At 53.2% G+C, this 17456-nt stretch carries 10 protein-coding genes; 5 read left to right on the forward strand and 5 right to left on the reverse strand.

Annotated features, from left to right (window positions below):
- Positions 1–169: 169 nt before the first annotated feature.
- The 3 genes from HY272_12750 to queF all read right to left on the reverse strand — a co-directional run bounded on the left by HY272_12750 (position 170) and on the right by queF (position 4469).
- The gene (locus tag HY272_12750; GenBank protein MBI3773554.1) at positions 170–2323 is read right to left on the reverse strand and encodes a carboxy terminal-processing peptidase; all 2154 of its coding nucleotides are present in this window, start codon (positions 2321–2323) and stop codon (positions 170–172) included.
- Complete coding sequence (locus tag HY272_12755) at positions 2313–3713, reverse strand: FGGY-family carbohydrate kinase (protein MBI3773555.1); 1401 nt, start codon at positions 3711–3713, stop codon at positions 2313–2315. Before HY272_12755 ends, HY272_12750 begins: the two co-directional genes overlap by 11 nt.
- 366 nt (positions 3714–4079) lie before the next feature.
- Positions 4080–4469: an NADPH-dependent 7-cyano-7-deazaguanine reductase QueF gene (gene queF / locus HY272_12760; protein MBI3773556.1), complete on the reverse strand. Its 390-nt coding sequence runs from the start codon at positions 4467–4469 to the stop codon at positions 4080–4082.
- 144 nt (positions 4470–4613) lie between these two features.
- On the opposite strand from queF, the gene smc reads away from it, so the two are divergent.
- From smc to ligA, 3 genes are read left to right on the forward strand one after another with little or no spacing between them, the layout of a single operon-like run.
- Positions 4614–8126, forward strand: a complete 3513-nt coding sequence (smc, locus tag HY272_12765; protein ID MBI3773557.1) for a chromosome segregation protein SMC — start codon at positions 4614–4616, stop codon at positions 8124–8126.
- Positions 8127–8155: 29 nt separating this feature from the next.
- Complete coding sequence (zipA, locus tag HY272_12770) at positions 8156–8953, forward strand: cell division protein ZipA (protein ID MBI3773558.1); 798 nt, start codon at positions 8156–8158, stop codon at positions 8951–8953.
- A 20-nt stretch (positions 8954–8973) separates the two neighbouring features.
- Positions 8974–10986: an NAD-dependent DNA ligase LigA gene (ligA, locus tag HY272_12775; GenBank protein MBI3773559.1), complete on the forward strand. Its 2013-nt coding sequence runs from the start codon at positions 8974–8976 to the stop codon at positions 10984–10986.
- 42 nt (positions 10987–11028) lie between these two features.
- On the opposite strand, the gene HY272_12780 is transcribed toward ligA, so the two are convergent.
- On the reverse strand, positions 11029–11193 hold the full coding sequence (locus HY272_12780; protein MBI3773560.1) for a hypothetical protein: 165 nt from the start codon (positions 11191–11193) through the stop codon (positions 11029–11031).
- 136 nt (positions 11194–11329) lie between these two features.
- On the reverse strand, positions 11330–14824 hold the full coding sequence (gene mfd / locus HY272_12785; protein MBI3773561.1) for a transcription-repair coupling factor: 3495 nt from the start codon (positions 14822–14824) through the stop codon (positions 11330–11332).
- Positions 14825–14998: 174 nt separating this feature from the next.
- Here mfd and HY272_12790 point away from each other — a divergent pair, with 174 nt between their 5' ends.
- Positions 14999–15796: an outer membrane lipoprotein-sorting protein gene (locus HY272_12790; GenBank protein ID MBI3773562.1), complete on the forward strand. Its 798-nt coding sequence runs from the start codon at positions 14999–15001 to the stop codon at positions 15794–15796.
- Positions 15797–15804: 8 nt separating this feature from the next.
- Positions 15805–17427, forward strand: coding sequence for an SPOR domain-containing protein (locus HY272_12795; GenBank protein ID MBI3773563.1), 1623 nt, complete (start codon positions 15805–15807; stop codon positions 17425–17427).
- Positions 17428–17456 lie beyond the last annotated feature (29 nt).

The following is a 17456-nucleotide window of genomic DNA, read 5'->3' on the forward strand; positions in this document are numbered from 1 at the left end:
GCACAGACTTCGCACTCAGGCGCGCAACAATCAGGAAGAGGACGATGAGCGATACGACCAGATGAGTTCACTATGGGGTAAGCCGCCAACGGCGGCTCACGGTGTTATGGGCGCCTTTGAGGCGCTCACAATCTCAAGCCACCGGCTTTGCCGGTGGTATTTGACTGTATTAGCGCATATCCACCTTTGGCAATATGCTGGCCGCAAACGTGGGGTTGGTTTCCAGTAAGCCAATCTCATCGCTGAGGATATACACTGCCTCGTTAAGCATGACATCCTTGGCGTTGTCATTCGCTTTTTCGATTGCCAGGGCAGTATTGAGATCACGTTCGTTTGACTGTAGGCCATCGTCTTCAAATGCCGCACTCTTGGCTTCAGCAGATTTGCGGTCCGTTGCACTTACGCCTTTGTCAGTTCCAGTGTTCTTTTCACGTAACTTTGCCTTGGCTTCCTGCACCTTTCGTTCTTTGCGGCGGTCGGCCTCGTTGAGCGAGATCAGGTTTTTCTTGCGCAGCAGGTCGAACTCGGCAATATCTTCCTGCAGGTACTGGAAGTCTTTGTCTTTGCTTATGCGGAGGCTGTGATTTGCCAGCAATAACGGTACGACATTTGTCAAATCACCCGTTGGCGTATAGTTAGCCGCCTTAATTTGTGTCCAGGGCAGGGCATTATCGTAGCTGGATTCGCCAAACTCCTCTGCATCAATCATGCTCGGAAGGCTGATATCTGGAGTTACGCCGCGCAACTGGGTGGTGCCGCCATTAATTCGGAAAAATTGGGCGATGGTCATCTTGAGTTCTCCGAATTTTGGCTTATCATTTTTCGCGAGTTGATCCAGGTCTATCACAGTCTGGACAGTGCCTTTTCCAAAGCTCGGCTCACCGATGACAACTCCACGACCATAATCCTGTATCGCGGCGGCGAAAATCTCAGAGGCCGATGCAGAACCACGATTAATGAGGACGCCCAGCGGTCCATTCCAGGCAAGACCAGCATTGGTATCATTTTCAACGGATACATTACCCTTGGAGTCTCTTTGTTGTACTACGGGGCCTTTGTCTATGAACAGGCCTGTCAACTCAATGGCTTCATTTAATGAACCACCACCATTGTTACGTAGATCCACCAGCACGCTATCGACGTTATCTTTTTTGAGCTCGTCCAAAAGCTTCGCTACATCTCTCGTTGCACTTTTAAAATTCTTATCGCCTTTTTGTCGGGCGGTAAAATCCTGATAGAACCCGGGCAGAGAGATCACGCCAATGTGACGTGTTGTATTTCCGTCTTTTACCTCGATAATCGATTTCTTTGCGGATTGTTTATCCAGGCTTATTTTTTTGCGGACAAGTGAAATTAATTTATGTTTGCCATCAGGGCCTGCTTCTGCGGGCAGTATATCAAGAAGCACCACAGAATCCTCGGCGCCACGTATCAAGGCTACTGTGTCGTCAATGCGCCAGCCCATTACGTCAATGGTTGAACCTTTCACACCTTGCCCGACACCTACAATACGATCTCCAACCTTCAGCTTGCCTGACAGGGCAGCTGGGCCACCTGCCAGTAGTTCCTTGATGGTGGTGTATTCATCCATATCCTGAAGCACGGCGCCAATCCCGGTAAGCGATAACTTCATTGAGATATCAAATTCTTCTGATGCACGTATTCCGAAATAATTGGTATGCGGGTCAATAGTTGTCGCATAGGTGTTCATGAAATTCTGAAATACATCGTCGCTTTTGATCTTGGATATACTGCCCAAGAAATTATCATAGCGTTTGCCCAATGTATCAACGATGCTTTTGTTGTTCTTGCCCGCGAGCTTGAGGCGTAGCCAGTCATTCTTGACTCGCTTGCGCCACAAATCGTTCATTTCATCTTCAGTTTTTAACCATGGCATGTTCTTCCGGGTGTACTGATAGCTTTCGTTTTTCTCGAAATTAAAGCCCTTTTTAAGTAGCGAGTGCGCATAAGTGAGGCGTTCTGTTTTTCGCTGCTGATAGAGATTGAAAATTGCGAAAGGGATTCTCAAATCACCGTTGAGTATGACGTCATCAAGCTTGGTGCGTGCGCCCGAGAATTGATCAATGTCGGTCTGTAAGAAAAATATTTTTTCGCCATCCAGTGCTTTCAGATAATTGTCGAATATTTTCGAAGATAATGTATCGTCAAGCGGAATGTGTTTGTAATGATACTGGGTTAGAACCTCAGCGGATAAATGCGCTGTTTGCGACTGTTGTTGTTGCGGCGTAAGTAACGGAACAGCCTGCGCTGTATTGAGCGCATAAGTAAATGCCAACAATAGCCCAAGTAGCTTATTCTTCATCTGTATTTTCCGAATCATAAAAAATTATATTTCTCTCGGGCCTGTTGTTGGCGCCGCCCAAATTGTAACCTATGTCTACGGGGCTCGCGGGTTTTTGATTCAGCGCTTGTTTGCAACGTATCCCATCACGCGCAATAAGCGCTGTCCCATACGCCGCTTCTTGTTGCGTTGCTTCCAGCATCGGTATACCAAGCAAGTGTGACCGGATTTGTGTCCAGGCAATGTTTTTCGCGCCGCCACCGGCGGAACGAACCGAGCTTGGATACGGCGCGCCTAGTGTCTGCAAACGGCGATAACCTTCATGTTCGATGCGGGCCATGCCTTCCAACATTGCTTGAAAGAATAAGACATCATTTTCTGGTCTTGGTTCGAGGTGCGGCGCGAGCAGTGGATCGTTAATAGGAAAGCGTTCGCCCGGTGCGAGCAGGGGGTAATAATCCAGTCCTGTGGACTGATCGGGACGCAAATTCGGTGTCATCTCGGCCATTTGCGCTTTGCTGAAGTAATGCAGCAACACCGCACCGCCGCTGTTGGAGCCACCGCCGGCCAGCCAGTATTTTCCTAGCGGCTGGCTGTAGACGCCGAATTCCGGCGCGAAGATCGGTTCAGCGGTGATAATTTTCATCACCAAGGTCGAGCCGAGCGAGGTTACGGCCTCGCCGACCTGCGTTGCGCCAGCGGCGATAAAGGCGGCGGTGCTGTCTGTGGTGCCGGCAACGACTTCAGTTTGCGGCGACAAGCCCGTGGCTTGGGCCGCTGCAAGGGAGAGGTGACCAATCACGGTGCCGGGGATAAACACTTCCGGCAACAAGCGGCGATTTATCCCGAGTGGGCCCAGCCAGGCCGGCCAGCATTTATGCACGGCGTCATAGCCGAGTTTGAGGCAATTATTTGCATCGCTTACGCCAAAACGGCTGGTGAGTTTGCCGACGATCCAGTCGGCCTGATGCAGTGCATATCGCGCCCGCTGGTCCGGGCGCAGATGTAACAATTTGGCCAGTGCTGAGGTGGTGCCGTGAGCGGCGCTTTCTCGGGGCGCAACGGCGTCAATTCGCTTGGCCTCGCCCTGACTGCGGCCATCGTTGTACATCAACGCTGGGCCGAGCGGGGCGCCGGATTCATCGGCCAGCAGCAACGTGCCGGAGGTGCCGTCCACCGCCAGGGCGCGGATCGACTGCGCCGGGACTTGCTGTGTGATGTCCCGCAACACCTGGCACACTGCCTGCCACCAAATCGATGGCGCCTGTTGCGATTTGGCGCCATCGCGTTCCGGCAGTGCCATGTTCACCACGGCCTGTGCACGAATCGTCCCCGTCGCGTCGATGGCGATGGCCCGGCAGCCGGAGGTGCCGAGATCGAGGCCGAGGAAGAGCGCGGTACTATCGCCCATGTGCGTTGCCGTCTGGGGGGCAACTAGAGACCGGGAAAATACTCGGTTTTTGCTCCCACTGGGGATACCGGATTTTTTGAGTTTTGGCGAATGCGTTCATAATCTCGCACGGAGCCCCTATGACGCTCGATTAAATTCGTTATTGGTCTGAATTCAGTTCTTTGAGCCTTTTCTGGTATTCCCGGTAATTTTCACCCCTTTGGCATTCAGCCGGGGCGTTCTGCTGGCATTGCTGCAGCTCGACGTTGCGCAAGATTTCGTAGGTGGTTTCCTTTACTCGTTCCTGGCTGCAACTGCAAAGTAACGGATTTAAGGCTAAGACCATAAGCGAAAGTGTCTTCATGAGACGTCAGTAACCTGAAAGAGTCAGGGCAGAACCACCGGTACCGGCGGCGCCCACTTCGGATCGCGGTGTTCGGCGACGACGGTGGTGTAAATCCCGCCTCGAACATTGAATTCGGCCGTAATGCGCATGAAGCGGGGGGCGCAGGCCTTGACCAGATCGCTGAGCATGTCGTTGGTGACCTTTTCATGGAAGGCGCCTTCTTCGCGAAAAGACCACATGTAAAGCTTGAGCGATTTCAACTCGATGCAGCGCTGCTCGGCGACATAGTCGATGTTGATGGTGGCGAAGTCGGGCTGGCCGGTTTTGGGGCACAGGCAGGTGAATTCAGGGACGTGAATTCGTATAGTATAGTCACGCTCCGGCATCGGGTTGTCGAAGGTTTCCAGGGCTTTCGTAGGTTGTGTGCTCATTGTATTAAATCAATAGGTTAGAGTTTGAAGTTAAAGTTAAATAAATTTCTAAAAAAGTCCTTCGCGTTGGCCGAAGGCTCTGGTACGATCATGGCCTATTGTAGCGCGAAAATCTGTGCAGTTTCAGCGGAAGGTTGAGTATTTATGCGTTTGAAAAAGATCAAGCTGGCCGGTTTTAAATCCTTTGTTGATCCCACGACTGTCCCGATGCCGAGTAATCTGGTCGGCGTTGTCGGGCCGAACGGTTGCGGTAAGTCGAATGTCATTGACGCCGTGCGTTGGGTGATGGGTGAAAGCTCGGCCAAGAATCTGCGCGGTGACTCGCTGGCGGATGTGATCTTCAACGGTTCCACGGGGCGCAAGCCGGTGGGCCAGGCGATCGTGGAACTGGTCTTCGACAACTGCGAGGGCAAACTGGGCGGTGAATATGCCAGCTACGCCGAGATCTCGATCAAGCGTCAGTTGTCGCGTGATGGCCAATCCAACTATTACCTCAACGGCACCAAGTGCCGCCGCCGCGACATTACGGACATCTTCCTGGGCACCGGTCTGGGGCCGCGCAGTTACGCCATTATCGAACAAGGCATGATTTCGCGCCTGATCGAGGCCAAGCCGGAAGATTTGCGCGTGTTCATCGAGGAAGCCGCGGGCATTTCAAAATACAAAGAACGCCGCCGCGAGACTGAAACCCGCATTAAGCACACCCGGGAGAATCTGGATCGCATCAATGACCTGCGAGAGGAGCTGGAAAAGCGCATCAACACGCTGCAACGCCAAGCCAAAACTGCCGAGCGTTACAAGGAATTGAAGCAGGAAGAGCGGCTGTTGAAGGCACAGTTGCTGGCCTTGCGTTATCAAAGTCTGAACACGCTGGTGGATGAGCGCGACAAGCAGATTCAATCACAGGAGACCAAGCTTGAGGCCGCGATTGCTGAATTGCGCCGGGTTGAGGCGGTGATCGAGAATCAGCGCGAACAGCAAATCGAGGTCAATGAGAAATTCAATGAAATCCAGGGCCGCTATTACGCCCTGGGTTCCGAGATCGCCCGTCTGGAGCAAAGCATTCAGCACGCCAAAGAAACGCGCGCCCAGAAAGAGCGCGAACTGGCGGAGTTGGAGCGCAACTGGCAAGAGGCGATGCAGCACCTGGAGAGCGATCAGTCCTCCATCCTGAGACTTGAAGAAGCAGATTTGATTCACGATGAGCAATTGCAGACTGCGCGCAATGCCGAGACTGAATCTTCCGCTATTCTGGCCGAGGCTGAATCGGCAATGCATGCCTGGCAGTCAGAATGGGATGAGTTTAACCGCCAGTCGTCAGAACAGATGCGCAGCGCCGAGGTCGAGCGGGCGCGGATTCAGCATCTGGAGCAGGGTTTGAGCCAATTGTCTGGCCGTTTGGCGCGATTGGAAGATGAATTGCGCGGCCTGTCGGCGGGCGAACTGGATAAAGAGATTGAACAACTGCATCTGGAGCGGGCGCAGATCGAGGAACAGCAAGTGCAACTGCGATTTGAACTGGAGCAGCAGGCGGAGCAAATCACGCACGAGCGTGAGCTGGTGCAAACCCTGAACACTGAACTGGATGCCGAGCGCAGCCGGATGCAGAGCATGCAGGGTCGCAAGTCGTCACTGGAAGCACTGCAACAACAGGCGCTGGGTAAAGATCAACGCGCCGTCGGTCAGTGGCTTGATGCGCAGGGATTGGGTAACGCCAAGCGCCTGGCGCAGAACCTTGATGTCGAGCGCGGTTGGGAGCGGGCGGTGGAATTGGTGCTGGGTTTGCACCTTGAAGCTGTGTGCGTTGAAGGGATGCAGGCAGTCACCGCGGCACTGGGCCAGCTCAATCAAGGTGCGGTGACGATATTTGATGTGAGTACCCCGGCCAAATCAGCAATCAATGGTACGCTGGCGCAACCTTTGCTGGGCAAGGTGAAGTCATCTCGTTCGCTGGATTCGTTCCTGGGTGGTATTTATGTCGCCGAAACGCTGGATGAGGCGCTCGCTCTGCGTTCGCAATTGCAGATACATGAATCGGTCGTGACCCGTGATGGTATTTGGGTCGGCTACGATTGGTTGCGTGCGGCGCGTGGCAATGATGAAAAATCCGGTGTTTTGCAACGCGAACAGGAATTGCGCGAACTCGGACAGTCATTGGAAGAATTGTCGGCCCGGACGGGCGAATTGCAGCAGCAGTTGGAAAGCAGCCGCGTGCGTCTGCGTGATCTTGAACGCAACCGAGATCAGTTGCAGGTCTCCTTGCAGCAAGCCACGCAACAATTGTCGCGGGTTGAATCTCAATTGAGCGCCCGCCAGGAACGCTTGCAGCAATATCACAATCGCAAGCAACGGCTGGAGCAGGAACTCAGCGAGTTGCAACAGCAACGTGCTCAAAATGAGGAGCATCTGGCGCAGTCACGCGCCCGCCTTGATGAAGCCTTGAACTTGTCCGAAGGCTACAATCAACGCCGCGAGCAATTGATGCAGCAGCGTGATGAGCTGCGTGACCAACTGGAACAGCGCCGTCAACGCGCACGTCAGGATCGTGATACCGCCCATGAAATTGCCCTGAAACTGCAATCGATTCGCACGCAATTGGAAGGCACCCGTCAACGCCTGGAGCGGATGCAGGGCCAGATGGTGCATCTTGAGCGCCGCCGTGAAGAGCTGCAATCGACCCTTCAGGGCACGGAGAATCCAATTGCAGAGATGGTGACGCAGCTTGAAGAGTTGCTTCAGCAACGTTTGGGTGTGGAAGAGGAATTGTTACAGGCGCGGCGTGCAGTAGAAGAGATTGACCACGCCATGCGTGAGGCCGGCGATCAGCGGCATCAGGCAGAGCAAAAATCGCAGGAGATTCGCACCGAGCTTGAGCAGATGCGGATGGCAAGCCAGGAATTTCGTGTCCGGCGTCAGACCGTACTCGAGCAATTTGCTGAAACCGGGCTCAATATGGAAGAAACCTTTGGTCAGTTGCTGGAAGGTGCCAATGAGCCGCAGTGGCAGGAGCAGGTCAACGAGATCGGCCAAAAGATCAGCCGCTTGGGCGCGATCAACCTGGCGGCGATCGATGAGTTCAAGGAACAATCCGAGCGTAAAGGTTATCTCGATGCGCAGTATGCCGACCTGATCGAGGCACTGACGACGCTGGAAAATGCGATCCGCAAGATCGACAAGGAAACGCGCACTCGTTTCAAGGATACCTTCGATCAGGTAGACAAGGGCTTTCAGACGTTATTCCCGCGCCTGTTCGGTGGTGGTCATGCCTATCTTGAAATGACCGGCGAAGATTTGCTCGATACGGGTGTTACCGTCATGGCGCGACCACCGGGCAAGCGCAACAGCTCGATTCATTTGCTCTCGGGCGGTGAAAAGGCGCTGACGGCGGTGGCGCTGGTGTTCTCCATCTTCCAGCTGAATCCGGCCCCATTCTGTATGCTCGACGAGGTGGACGCACCGCTGGATGAAGCCAACGTTGGCCGTTTCTGCAAAATGGTGAAGGAAATGTCGGAAACCGTACAGTTTATTTTCATCACCCATAACAAGGCGACGATGGAAATGTCTGAGCAGCTAACAGGTGTCACCATGCACGAACCGGGTGTGTCGCGCTTGGTAGCGGTCGATGTCGAAGAGGCGGTAAAATTGGCCGCAAGTTGATCGCGGCCAATACAAGGATTAAGAACGACATGGATTCATTGGTATTAGTGCTTATCGTCATTGGAGCAGTGTTGATCCTGGCAGGTGTCGCCAGGATGCGGGCAAAGCCGCATCGTAGCTGGGATGAGGTCGATCACAGAGTCTTGTTTACCGATGAGGCACCGAAGCAGCAAGGCTCGAAACCTGTAGTCGTCGATGATTCATTGCATGCGGCTCCGGCTGCACCGAGCCAAAAGGAACCCGCTGTAGCCGTTATCAATCGAAAGGTTAGCGTTACTCCTGAGCCTGTGGCTGAGTCCACGTCCAAGGAAAAAGAAGCGACACGTTCGTTATTTGGGCGTTTGCGTACTGAGCGTGAAAAGAAGCCGGAAGCTGAAGAGTCGCCATTATCCGTGTATCGCGATGGCGCACCCAACTGGATTATTGCGATTAATATCGTCGCACCTACCGGCTTGCATTTTACCGGTCCGGGTGTGGTCGGTGCGGTACAGGATGCCGGAATGCGCATTGGTGATATGAATATTTTCCATTACAAAAAAGGCGATGTGCCACTCTTTAGTTTGGTCAACGGCGTTAAGCCTGGTGTTTTTGATTTACGCACCATCGATAGCATGACGACGCCTTGTCTGAGCCTGTTTATTCAGGTGCCCAATCAAAATGGCAATAGTCTGGAAACCTTTGACCTCATGCTGACCACCGCGCGCAAGATCGCTGATAAATTGGGCGGTGATGTACGTGATGAAGCACGTAATGTACTGACCAAATCGGCGATTGATTTTCAACGGCAGAAAATTGCCGAATATGATCTGAAGTGGCAGGCCGCTTAATTTTTGCTCATCGCTGAGCCATGACTAAAACTCATTCAATCGAAGCGCAGATTAAGCAGCTGCGTGACGAGATCAATTATCACAACTATCTCTATTATGTGCTTGATGCGCCCGAAATCCCGGACGCTGAATATGATCGTTTGTTACGCAATCTGCAACAGCTGGAAACGGCACATCCTGAATTGATCACGTCTGATTCACCGACCCAGCGGATCGGGGCCAAGCCGGTTAAAGAATTCGGCGAAGTCAAGCATCGTTTGCCGATGCTCTCCTTGGATAATGCCTTCAGTGACGAGGAAGTGAAGGATTTTGATCGGCGTGTGCGCGAGCGTCTCGGGGTTGATTGGGTGGAGTACACCGCTGAACCCAAGCTTGATGGGCTTGCCGTCAGCATACGTTACGAGGATGGGATATTGGTGCAGGCCGCAACGCGTGGCGATGGTGTCACCGGAGAAGACGTGACGCACAATGTCCGTACTATCCCCTCGATTCCATTAAAACTCTTTGGCAAAGATTATCCCAAACTACTGGAAGTACGGGGCGAGATCTATATGCCAAAACATGGCTTCGAAGAATTAAATCGTTGTGCCCGAGAAAAGGGCGAGAAAGAGTTTGCGAATCCCCGCAATGCAGCCGCCGGCAGCTTACGGCAACTCGATCCGCGGATTACTGCCACCCGGTCACTGGCTTTTTATTGTTATGGTGTCGGTGATGTTCAGGATGGAAAACTGCCTGCGGATCATTATTCGATGCTCAAACAGCTGCGCGAGTGGGGGATACGGGTATCGCCCGAAATAAAGCGAGTTAAAGGCGTCACTGCTTTACTGGATTACTTCAAGGCCATTGGTGACCAGCGAGTTAACCTCGAATATGACATCGATGGCGTCGTGTACAAGGTAAATCGTCTCGATCAGCGTGAAGAATTGGGTTTTGTTGCTCGCGCTCCGCGTTGGGCGGTGGCCCATAAATTTCCTGCGCAAGAAGAAATGACCACAGTGCTCGATATTGAAGTGCAGGTTGGCCGTACCGGCGCCATCACGCCGGTGGCGCGTCTGGAGCCCGTCTTTGTTGGCGGAGTTACGGTAAGTAATGCCACACTCCATAACGAAGATGAAGTACGGCGCAAGGATGTGCGGATCGGGGATACGGTGATTGTGCGTCGTGCCGGTGATGTGATTCCGGAAGTCGCCTCGGTGGTGTTATCGCGTCGCCCCAGCAATGCGCGTATCTTCCAGATGCCGGACAAGTGCCCAATATGTGGCTCTGAAGTGATTAAACCCGAGGGTGAAGCAATCGCGCGTTGTACTGGCGGACTGTTTTGTAGTGCCCAACGCAAGGAAGCAATCCGGCATTTCGCTTCGCGGCGGGCGATGGATATTGAAGGGCTTGGTGAAAAATTAATTGATCAATTGGTCGAAAAAAATTTAATAGAGGATATCGCCGATCTCTATTCGTTGACTGTTGATCAAGTTGCGGGTCTGGAACGAATGGCGGAAAAATCAGCCATGAATTTGATCGACGCACTGGAGCACAGTAAACAAACTACTTTGCCGCGTTTCTTGTACGCGATCGGTATTCGTGAGGTCGGTGAGGCGACGGCGCAAACGCTGGCTCAACATTTTGGTAGTCTGGAAGCTATTGAACAGGCCAGCGAAGAACAACTACAGGAAACGCCAGATGTCGGTCCGGTGGTGGCGGCGCATATTCATGCCTTTTTCAAGCAGCGCCATAATCTCGAAGTCATTGAAAAATTGCGGCGGACGGGCGTGCACTGGCCGACGATGCCAAAACGTGCAGTGGCGCAGCAGCCGCTTGCCGGTAAAACATTTGTCTTGACCGGTACACTGATGAGTCTGACCCGTGATGAAGCCAAAGAAAAACTTCAATCTCTCGGTGCCAAAGTCGCGGGCAGCGTATCCAAAAAGACGGATTACGTGGTTGCAGGCGCTGAAGCGGGTTCCAAGTTAGCGAAGGCGGAGGAACTCGGAATCCCGATTCTTGAGGAAGATGAATTTCTGAAGTTGCTGGGGTAGGAAAGCGCCGTGCGGTTGTTTGCGCAACCGCACGGTGAATAATTAGCTGGCTTGATAAATCATCAGTACAGAAAGGCTGAACATCGCCAGTCCCAGCACGGTGCTGAAGAAGGCAGTGATCGGGCCGGCCGCCAGGCCGACTACTAATGAACCCAGTGCCAGGCTCAAGCTGCTTTTCTTGGTTTTTTTCTCAGTTACGTTAGACATGCGATCCCCCAAAAATTGAATATTGTTATTGAACGTTGGTCTCTTGGAACCAGATAGCCTCTCAATATTACCCAGCCTTAGCAATTGAGTCGAGTATTTTTAGGCCATTAAAGTTATAGGCCTATTAAGCGCACGGCTAAGCCGCAAGGCGGGTCAGCAGCTTTTCGATAGTCTCGATGCGGGCCTCGGGATCTTCCAGTTTCATCTGGAAGCGCAGCTTTTCCCGGCCTTCCAGTTTATAGGTCCTGTGATCGCGCTGGATCAGCTGGATCAGGGCCTCGGCGTTGAGCTTGGGCTCCGGTCCAAAGATCAGGCGGCCGCCCTGGGGGCCAGCCTCGATCTTCTTGATGCCCAGCGGCTCGGCCATAAGTTTAAGTTCTGTAATCCGGAACAGGTTCTTGACCTGGAGCGGCAGCAGGCCGAAGCGATCGATCATCTCGACTTGCAGTTCGCGCAATTCGTCAGTATTGGCGGCGTTGGCGATGCGCTTGTACATCACCAAGCGGCTGTGGACATCGGGCAAATAATCGGCCGGGATCAGGGCCGGGATCTTGAGATCAATTTCGGCATGCATGGCCAGCGGCTGATCGAGATTCGGCATTTTGCCGGATTTGAGCGCCCGCACGGCGCGTTCGAGCAATTCAGTGTACATCCCAAAACCGACTTCCTGAATCTGACCGCTTTGATCTTCACCGAGTAATTCACCCGCGCCGCGGATTTCCAGGTCGTAGCTGGCGAGCGTAAAGCCAGCGCCCAAGCCTTCGAGTGACTCTATGGCCTCCATGCGTTTGACGGCGTCGGCGGTCATGCTGTTTTTAGGTGGCACGATCAAGTAGGCATAGGCCTGATGATAAGAACGGCCGACGCGGCCGCGCAATTGATACAACTGCGCCAGGCCGAGTTTATCGGCGCGATTCATGATGATGGTGTTGGCGCTGGGGACGTCGATACCGGTTTCGATGATAGTGGTGCAGAGCAGAATGTTGAAACGCTGATGATAAAAATCGAGCATCACCTGTTCCAGGTCGCGTTCGCGCATCTGGCCATGGCCAATCACAATACGGGCTTCTGGGATCAGTGCTTCCAGCTCCTTTGCCTGTTTTTCAATAGTATCAACTTCATTGTGCAGGAAATAAACCTGCCCACCACGCTTGATTTCGCGCAGGCAGGCCTCACGGATCAGATTACTGTCCCATTGGCGAATGAATGTTTTAATCGCCAGTCGACGCGATGGCGGTGTCGCTATGATCGACAAATCGCGCAGATCGGACAGCGCCATGTTCAATGTACGCGGGATGGGTGTTGCGGTAAGCGTGAGCACATCGACTTCAGCGCGTAACGCCTTCAATCGCTCTTTTTGCCGCACGCCGAAACGATGCTCTTCATCGAGGATCACCAAGCCCAATTTGTCGAATTTGACCCCCGTCTGAAGCAATTTATGCGTGCCGATGACGATATCGACTTTACCTGTAGTCAGGTCTTCCAATACCTGATCCTGTTCCTTCTTGGAACGAAAGCGGGAGAGCACTTCAATCCGTACCGGCCAATCGGCGAAACGGTCGCGGAAGGTTTGGTAGTGTTGTTGTGCCAGCAATGTGGTCGGCACCAGCACGGCGACCTGTTTGCCGCCATGCACAGCCATGAACGTGGCACGCATGGCAACTTCGGTTTTGCCAAAACCCACATCGCCGCAAATCAAGCGATCCATCGGTTTTTCGGCCACCATATCCTGCAATACGGCGTTGATGGCTTCTTCCTGATCCGCAGTTTCCTCGAACGGGAAGGCGCTGGCAAAGGCGCGATATTGATCGTCGGGCGAATCATAGGCATGTCCTTTACGCGCCGCGCGGCGGGCGTAAATATCAAGCAACTCGACGGCGACATCATTGGCTTTTTCCGCCGCCTTGCGTTTAGCCTTTTGCCAATGATCGGTACCCAGTTTATGTAGCGGTGCATTTTCCGGCGCGGTGCCGGTATAACGGCTGATCAAATGCAAAGACGACACCGGCACGTAAAGTTTGTCGCCGCCAGCATATTCCAATGTTAAAAATTCGGTCTCCAGGCCGTTGATATCGAGATTTTGCAGTCCAAGATAACGGCCAACACCGTGGTCTTCATGAACCACCGGACTGCCCGGCATCAGTTCGGTCAGACTGCGAACGACAGCATCATTATCACCACGTTTCGACTTTTTACGGCGGCGGCGTTGGAGCGCTTGTTCGCCAAAAAGCTGTGACTCACTAATCACTGCGATTGCGGGATCAGTCAGCACCAAACCTTTATCAAGTGCCGCAACGCTGATGCCAATCGGATTGCTATCCGCAAGAAATTCCTGCCAGGTGGCATACTGCTTTGGCTGGATACCTTCGCGTTTGAGCATTTCCAGCAGCGCTTCACGGCGGCCGCTGGTTTCAGCGGCAAACAGTATCCGGCCGTGAAAGCCATTGATGAAGGTCATCAACGCCGCCAGCGGATGTGGCGCGCGGGCATTGACGGTAAGTATCGGCGTTGCTTGCGTGCTGAAATTGATGACACCACTCGCCGCTTCAAGCTCAAAATGATGGCAATCAACACGCGGCGATTGTTTTATGCCGGCGAAGATTTCATTGGCTTGCAAAAAAAGACGGTCAGGCGCGAGTATCGGCCGTTCGATGTCGTAGCGGCGCTGTTCATGGCGATCGGTGACTTCATGCCAGAATTGATCTGCGGCCTGTTCGACCCCTTCTTCGAGAATGACGGCGCTGTTCGCAGGTAAATAATCAAACAGCGTAGCGGTGGTTTCAAAAAACAAGGGCAAATAATATTCAATGCCAGGTGAGGCGATGCCCTGCGTGACATCGCGATACACCGTAACGCGTTGCGGATCACCTTCAAATTCGGCGCGAAATGCCTGCCGGAAGCGGCTGATCGCTTCTTCATTGAGCGGAAATTCGCGCGCCGGTAACAAGCGCACCTGAGCCACCGTATCTTCCGAGCGTTGCGTCTCAGGATCAAAGACTCGAATGGTTTCGATCTCGTTATCGAACAGGTCGATGCGATAGGGGTCGCGGCTGCCCATCGGGAACAAATCCACCAATGAGCCGCGCACTGCAAATTCACCGTGCTCCATCACTTGCGACACACAACGATAGCCGTTGCGCTCCAGGCGCTTGCGCAGGGCATTGATATCAAGCTTTTCGCCGACATCCAGATTTAGACTGTGGCCTTCCACATAATCACGTGGCGGCAGACGGTGCATCGCCGTGGTCGCCGGGATGATCAGGATGCCGCGTTGCATGCCGGGCAGGCGCGACAGGGCCTCCAGCCGCTGCGAAGTGATGTCCTGATGTGGCGAAAAAATATCGTAGGGCAGGGTTTCCCAGTCCGGGAACGGGATCACCGGGATCTCGGGTTCCCCCGCCAGGAAAAAGCGTAATTCATATTCCAGGCGGATCGTGGTCGCCATATCGGCAGTGACGACGATCAGCGGCCCCGCGTGGCGTCGGGCGGCCTGGCTCACGATCATGCCAAAGCTGCTGCCATAGAGTCGGCCCCAGGCGAGCCGCTCACCCGCCCGCGCCGGGATTGGCGGTGCAAAGGGGTTGCTCAGCGCAGGAGTGGGGGCTGTTGTACTAAGTCCGGTGGCTTCCATAAGGTCGCGTATTTTCTCACATTACGCCAGAGTCCGCAGCTTCTTCACATGATTGACAGAAAGCGGGCCGGGACGTCATGCTGCCAAGATGATAGTAATGAGGGCCTCAATGACTGAGCGTTATACTGGTTCTGTTATTGCCAGCGTTGTTATTAATGTTTTAGGAGAAGCGGAATGCAAAAGTGGTGTAAAATCATCGCGCTCGCCGCCTTGTATTTACCGTTGTTAAGTAGCGGTAATGTGTGGGCGGAAACGGCGGAGGAAAAGGGGTTGGCCGTCGCCCGCGAAGCTGACCATCGCGGTGAGGGTTTCGGCGATTTTGTCGCCGACATGGAAATGACCCTGCGCAACAAGCAAGGTGAAGAGACCAAGCGCAAGATTCGGATTCGCACTCTGGAAGTTGCCACCAATGGCGACAAAAGTCTTTCCATCTTCGATGATCCGCCAGATGTGGCAGGCACCGCCATGTTGACCTTCTCGCATAAGACCCAATCCGATGATCAATGGTTATATCTGCCAGCCTTGAAGCGGGTAAAGCGTATCGCCTCCAATAATAAATCCGGCCCGTTTATGGGCAGTGAATTTGCCTATGAAGATATCGGCTCACAAGAGGTTGAAAAATACACCTATAAATATCTGCGTGACGAAAAATGCAATGGCATGGATTGTTTCGTCTACGAACGTTATCCGGTCGATGAAAACTCAGGTTACACTCGGCAGATTGTTTGGCTGGATAAACAGGAATATCGTCAGCAAAAAATCGAATACTACGATCGCAAGAATGCGCTACTCAAAACATTAACTGTTCCACAGTATCGCAAGTTTCTCGAGAATCACTGGCGGCCGATGGAAATTTTCATGGAAAACCATCAAACTGGAAAATCGACTCGCCTGTTTTGGAAAAATTACCGCTTCCGCACGGGTCTGAAGGATAAAGATTTCCAGGTGGACGATTTGATGCGTTTGCATTAAGGATGAGGATGATTGGTGACCGCCCACGCGGGCAAGGACGCGCGACAAAATTAACGCTGGCACTGGCTGCTTGGGGTTACTTGTCACTGGCATCCGCGGCGGATTATGTCCAAATCGGTGTTTATACTGATCCCGCCAATGTCCGCATTGAGCGCGGCAATCTCGAACGGCTTGGCTTTCCGGCCGTTGAACGTCTGCAACAACTCCCCAGTGGTAAACAATCGATTTTGCTTTTGGTGGGTCCTTTTGAACGAATTGATCAGGCACGCTATCAGTTAAACCGCCTGCGAAATAAGGGTGTCACTGGCACCTTGCGCCGCTTCCCAGATGAAGAAGTCATTGCCAAACCAACGTCCGAGCTTGCAGCACCGCCAGCACCGGTATTGGGCAGGCCCGTGCCACAGCAACCGGCACCACCCATTGCAAAACCGGCTCCGGCTGAACCCGCACCAGCAGCAGTTGAAGTAGCGCAACCCGCAGCGCCAGAATCAGCATTCACCAAACGGCTGACCGGTTTCATAGCGCTGGAAGGTCGTGCCTTTACTGAAGATGCACTCGACACTCAACAACAAAACGGCAGTGCAACACTTGTGTTGCAACCAGAATTTTATCTCGGCTGGAATGACAATCGCAGCAGCATTACCTTCGTGCCGTTTGTGCGTGGTGGCGATAAAGATGATGAACGCAACCATGCTGATATTCGTGAACTCACCTGGCTCAGTGCGCATGATGAATGGGAGCTGCGCCTCGGCATTGGCAAAGTATTCTGGGGCGTCACCGAATCGCAGCATCTGGTCGATGTCATCAATCAATCAGACGTCGTTGAAAATCCGGACCAGGAAGACAAACTCGGTCAACCGATGATCAATCTTGCCTTTAACAAAGATTGGGGCCGACTGGATTTGTTTGCCTTACCCGGTTTTCGTGAACGCACCTTCCCTGGCATCGAAGGCCGTTTCCGTTTGCCCTTGATAGTGGATACCCAGCAAGACGCCACCTATGAATCCAGGGACAAAAATCACCATCTGGATTTTGCCATGCGCTGGACCAAAACCTTTGGTGACTGGGATGTCGGGCTCTCGCAGTTTGCCGGCACCAATCGCGAGCCGACATTTAACGTTGGCCTGAATGCCAGCGGTAATCCGGTCCTGATCCCGCACTACAACTTGATGCAACAAACCGGCCTCAGCGTCCAGGCCATCGCTGGCGGCTGGATCTGGAAACTGGAAGCGATTTCCAGAAATGTAGAACACAAACGCTACAGTGCCGCCACTACCGGTTTTGAATATACCCTGGTCGGCATCACAGACAGTGGATTGGATTTAGGGTTAATCGCCGAATACCTGATGGATAATCGCCACGAACAGGCACCCACACCGTATCAGAACGACTTGTTTGTTGGCCTGCGCTGGAACTTCAATGACGTGCAAGGCACCGAGATACTCATGGGCGGCATTGTTGATCTGGATCACGACAGCAACAGTTACAGCATTGAAGCCAGCCGCCGTTTTGCCCGAGCCTGGAAGGCATCACTGGAAGTTCGTGGCGCCACCGTTAAAACGACCACCGACCCGCTGTATCCGTTTCGCAATGATGATTATGTGCAGCTAGAATTGGCGCGGTATTTTTAATCTCTTGACGCCGGTATGTAACTATCTGT

Source organism: Gammaproteobacteria bacterium (assembly GCA_016200485.1).
Taxonomy (GTDB): Bacteria; Pseudomonadota; Gammaproteobacteria; order Tenderiales; family Tenderiaceae; genus JACQEP01.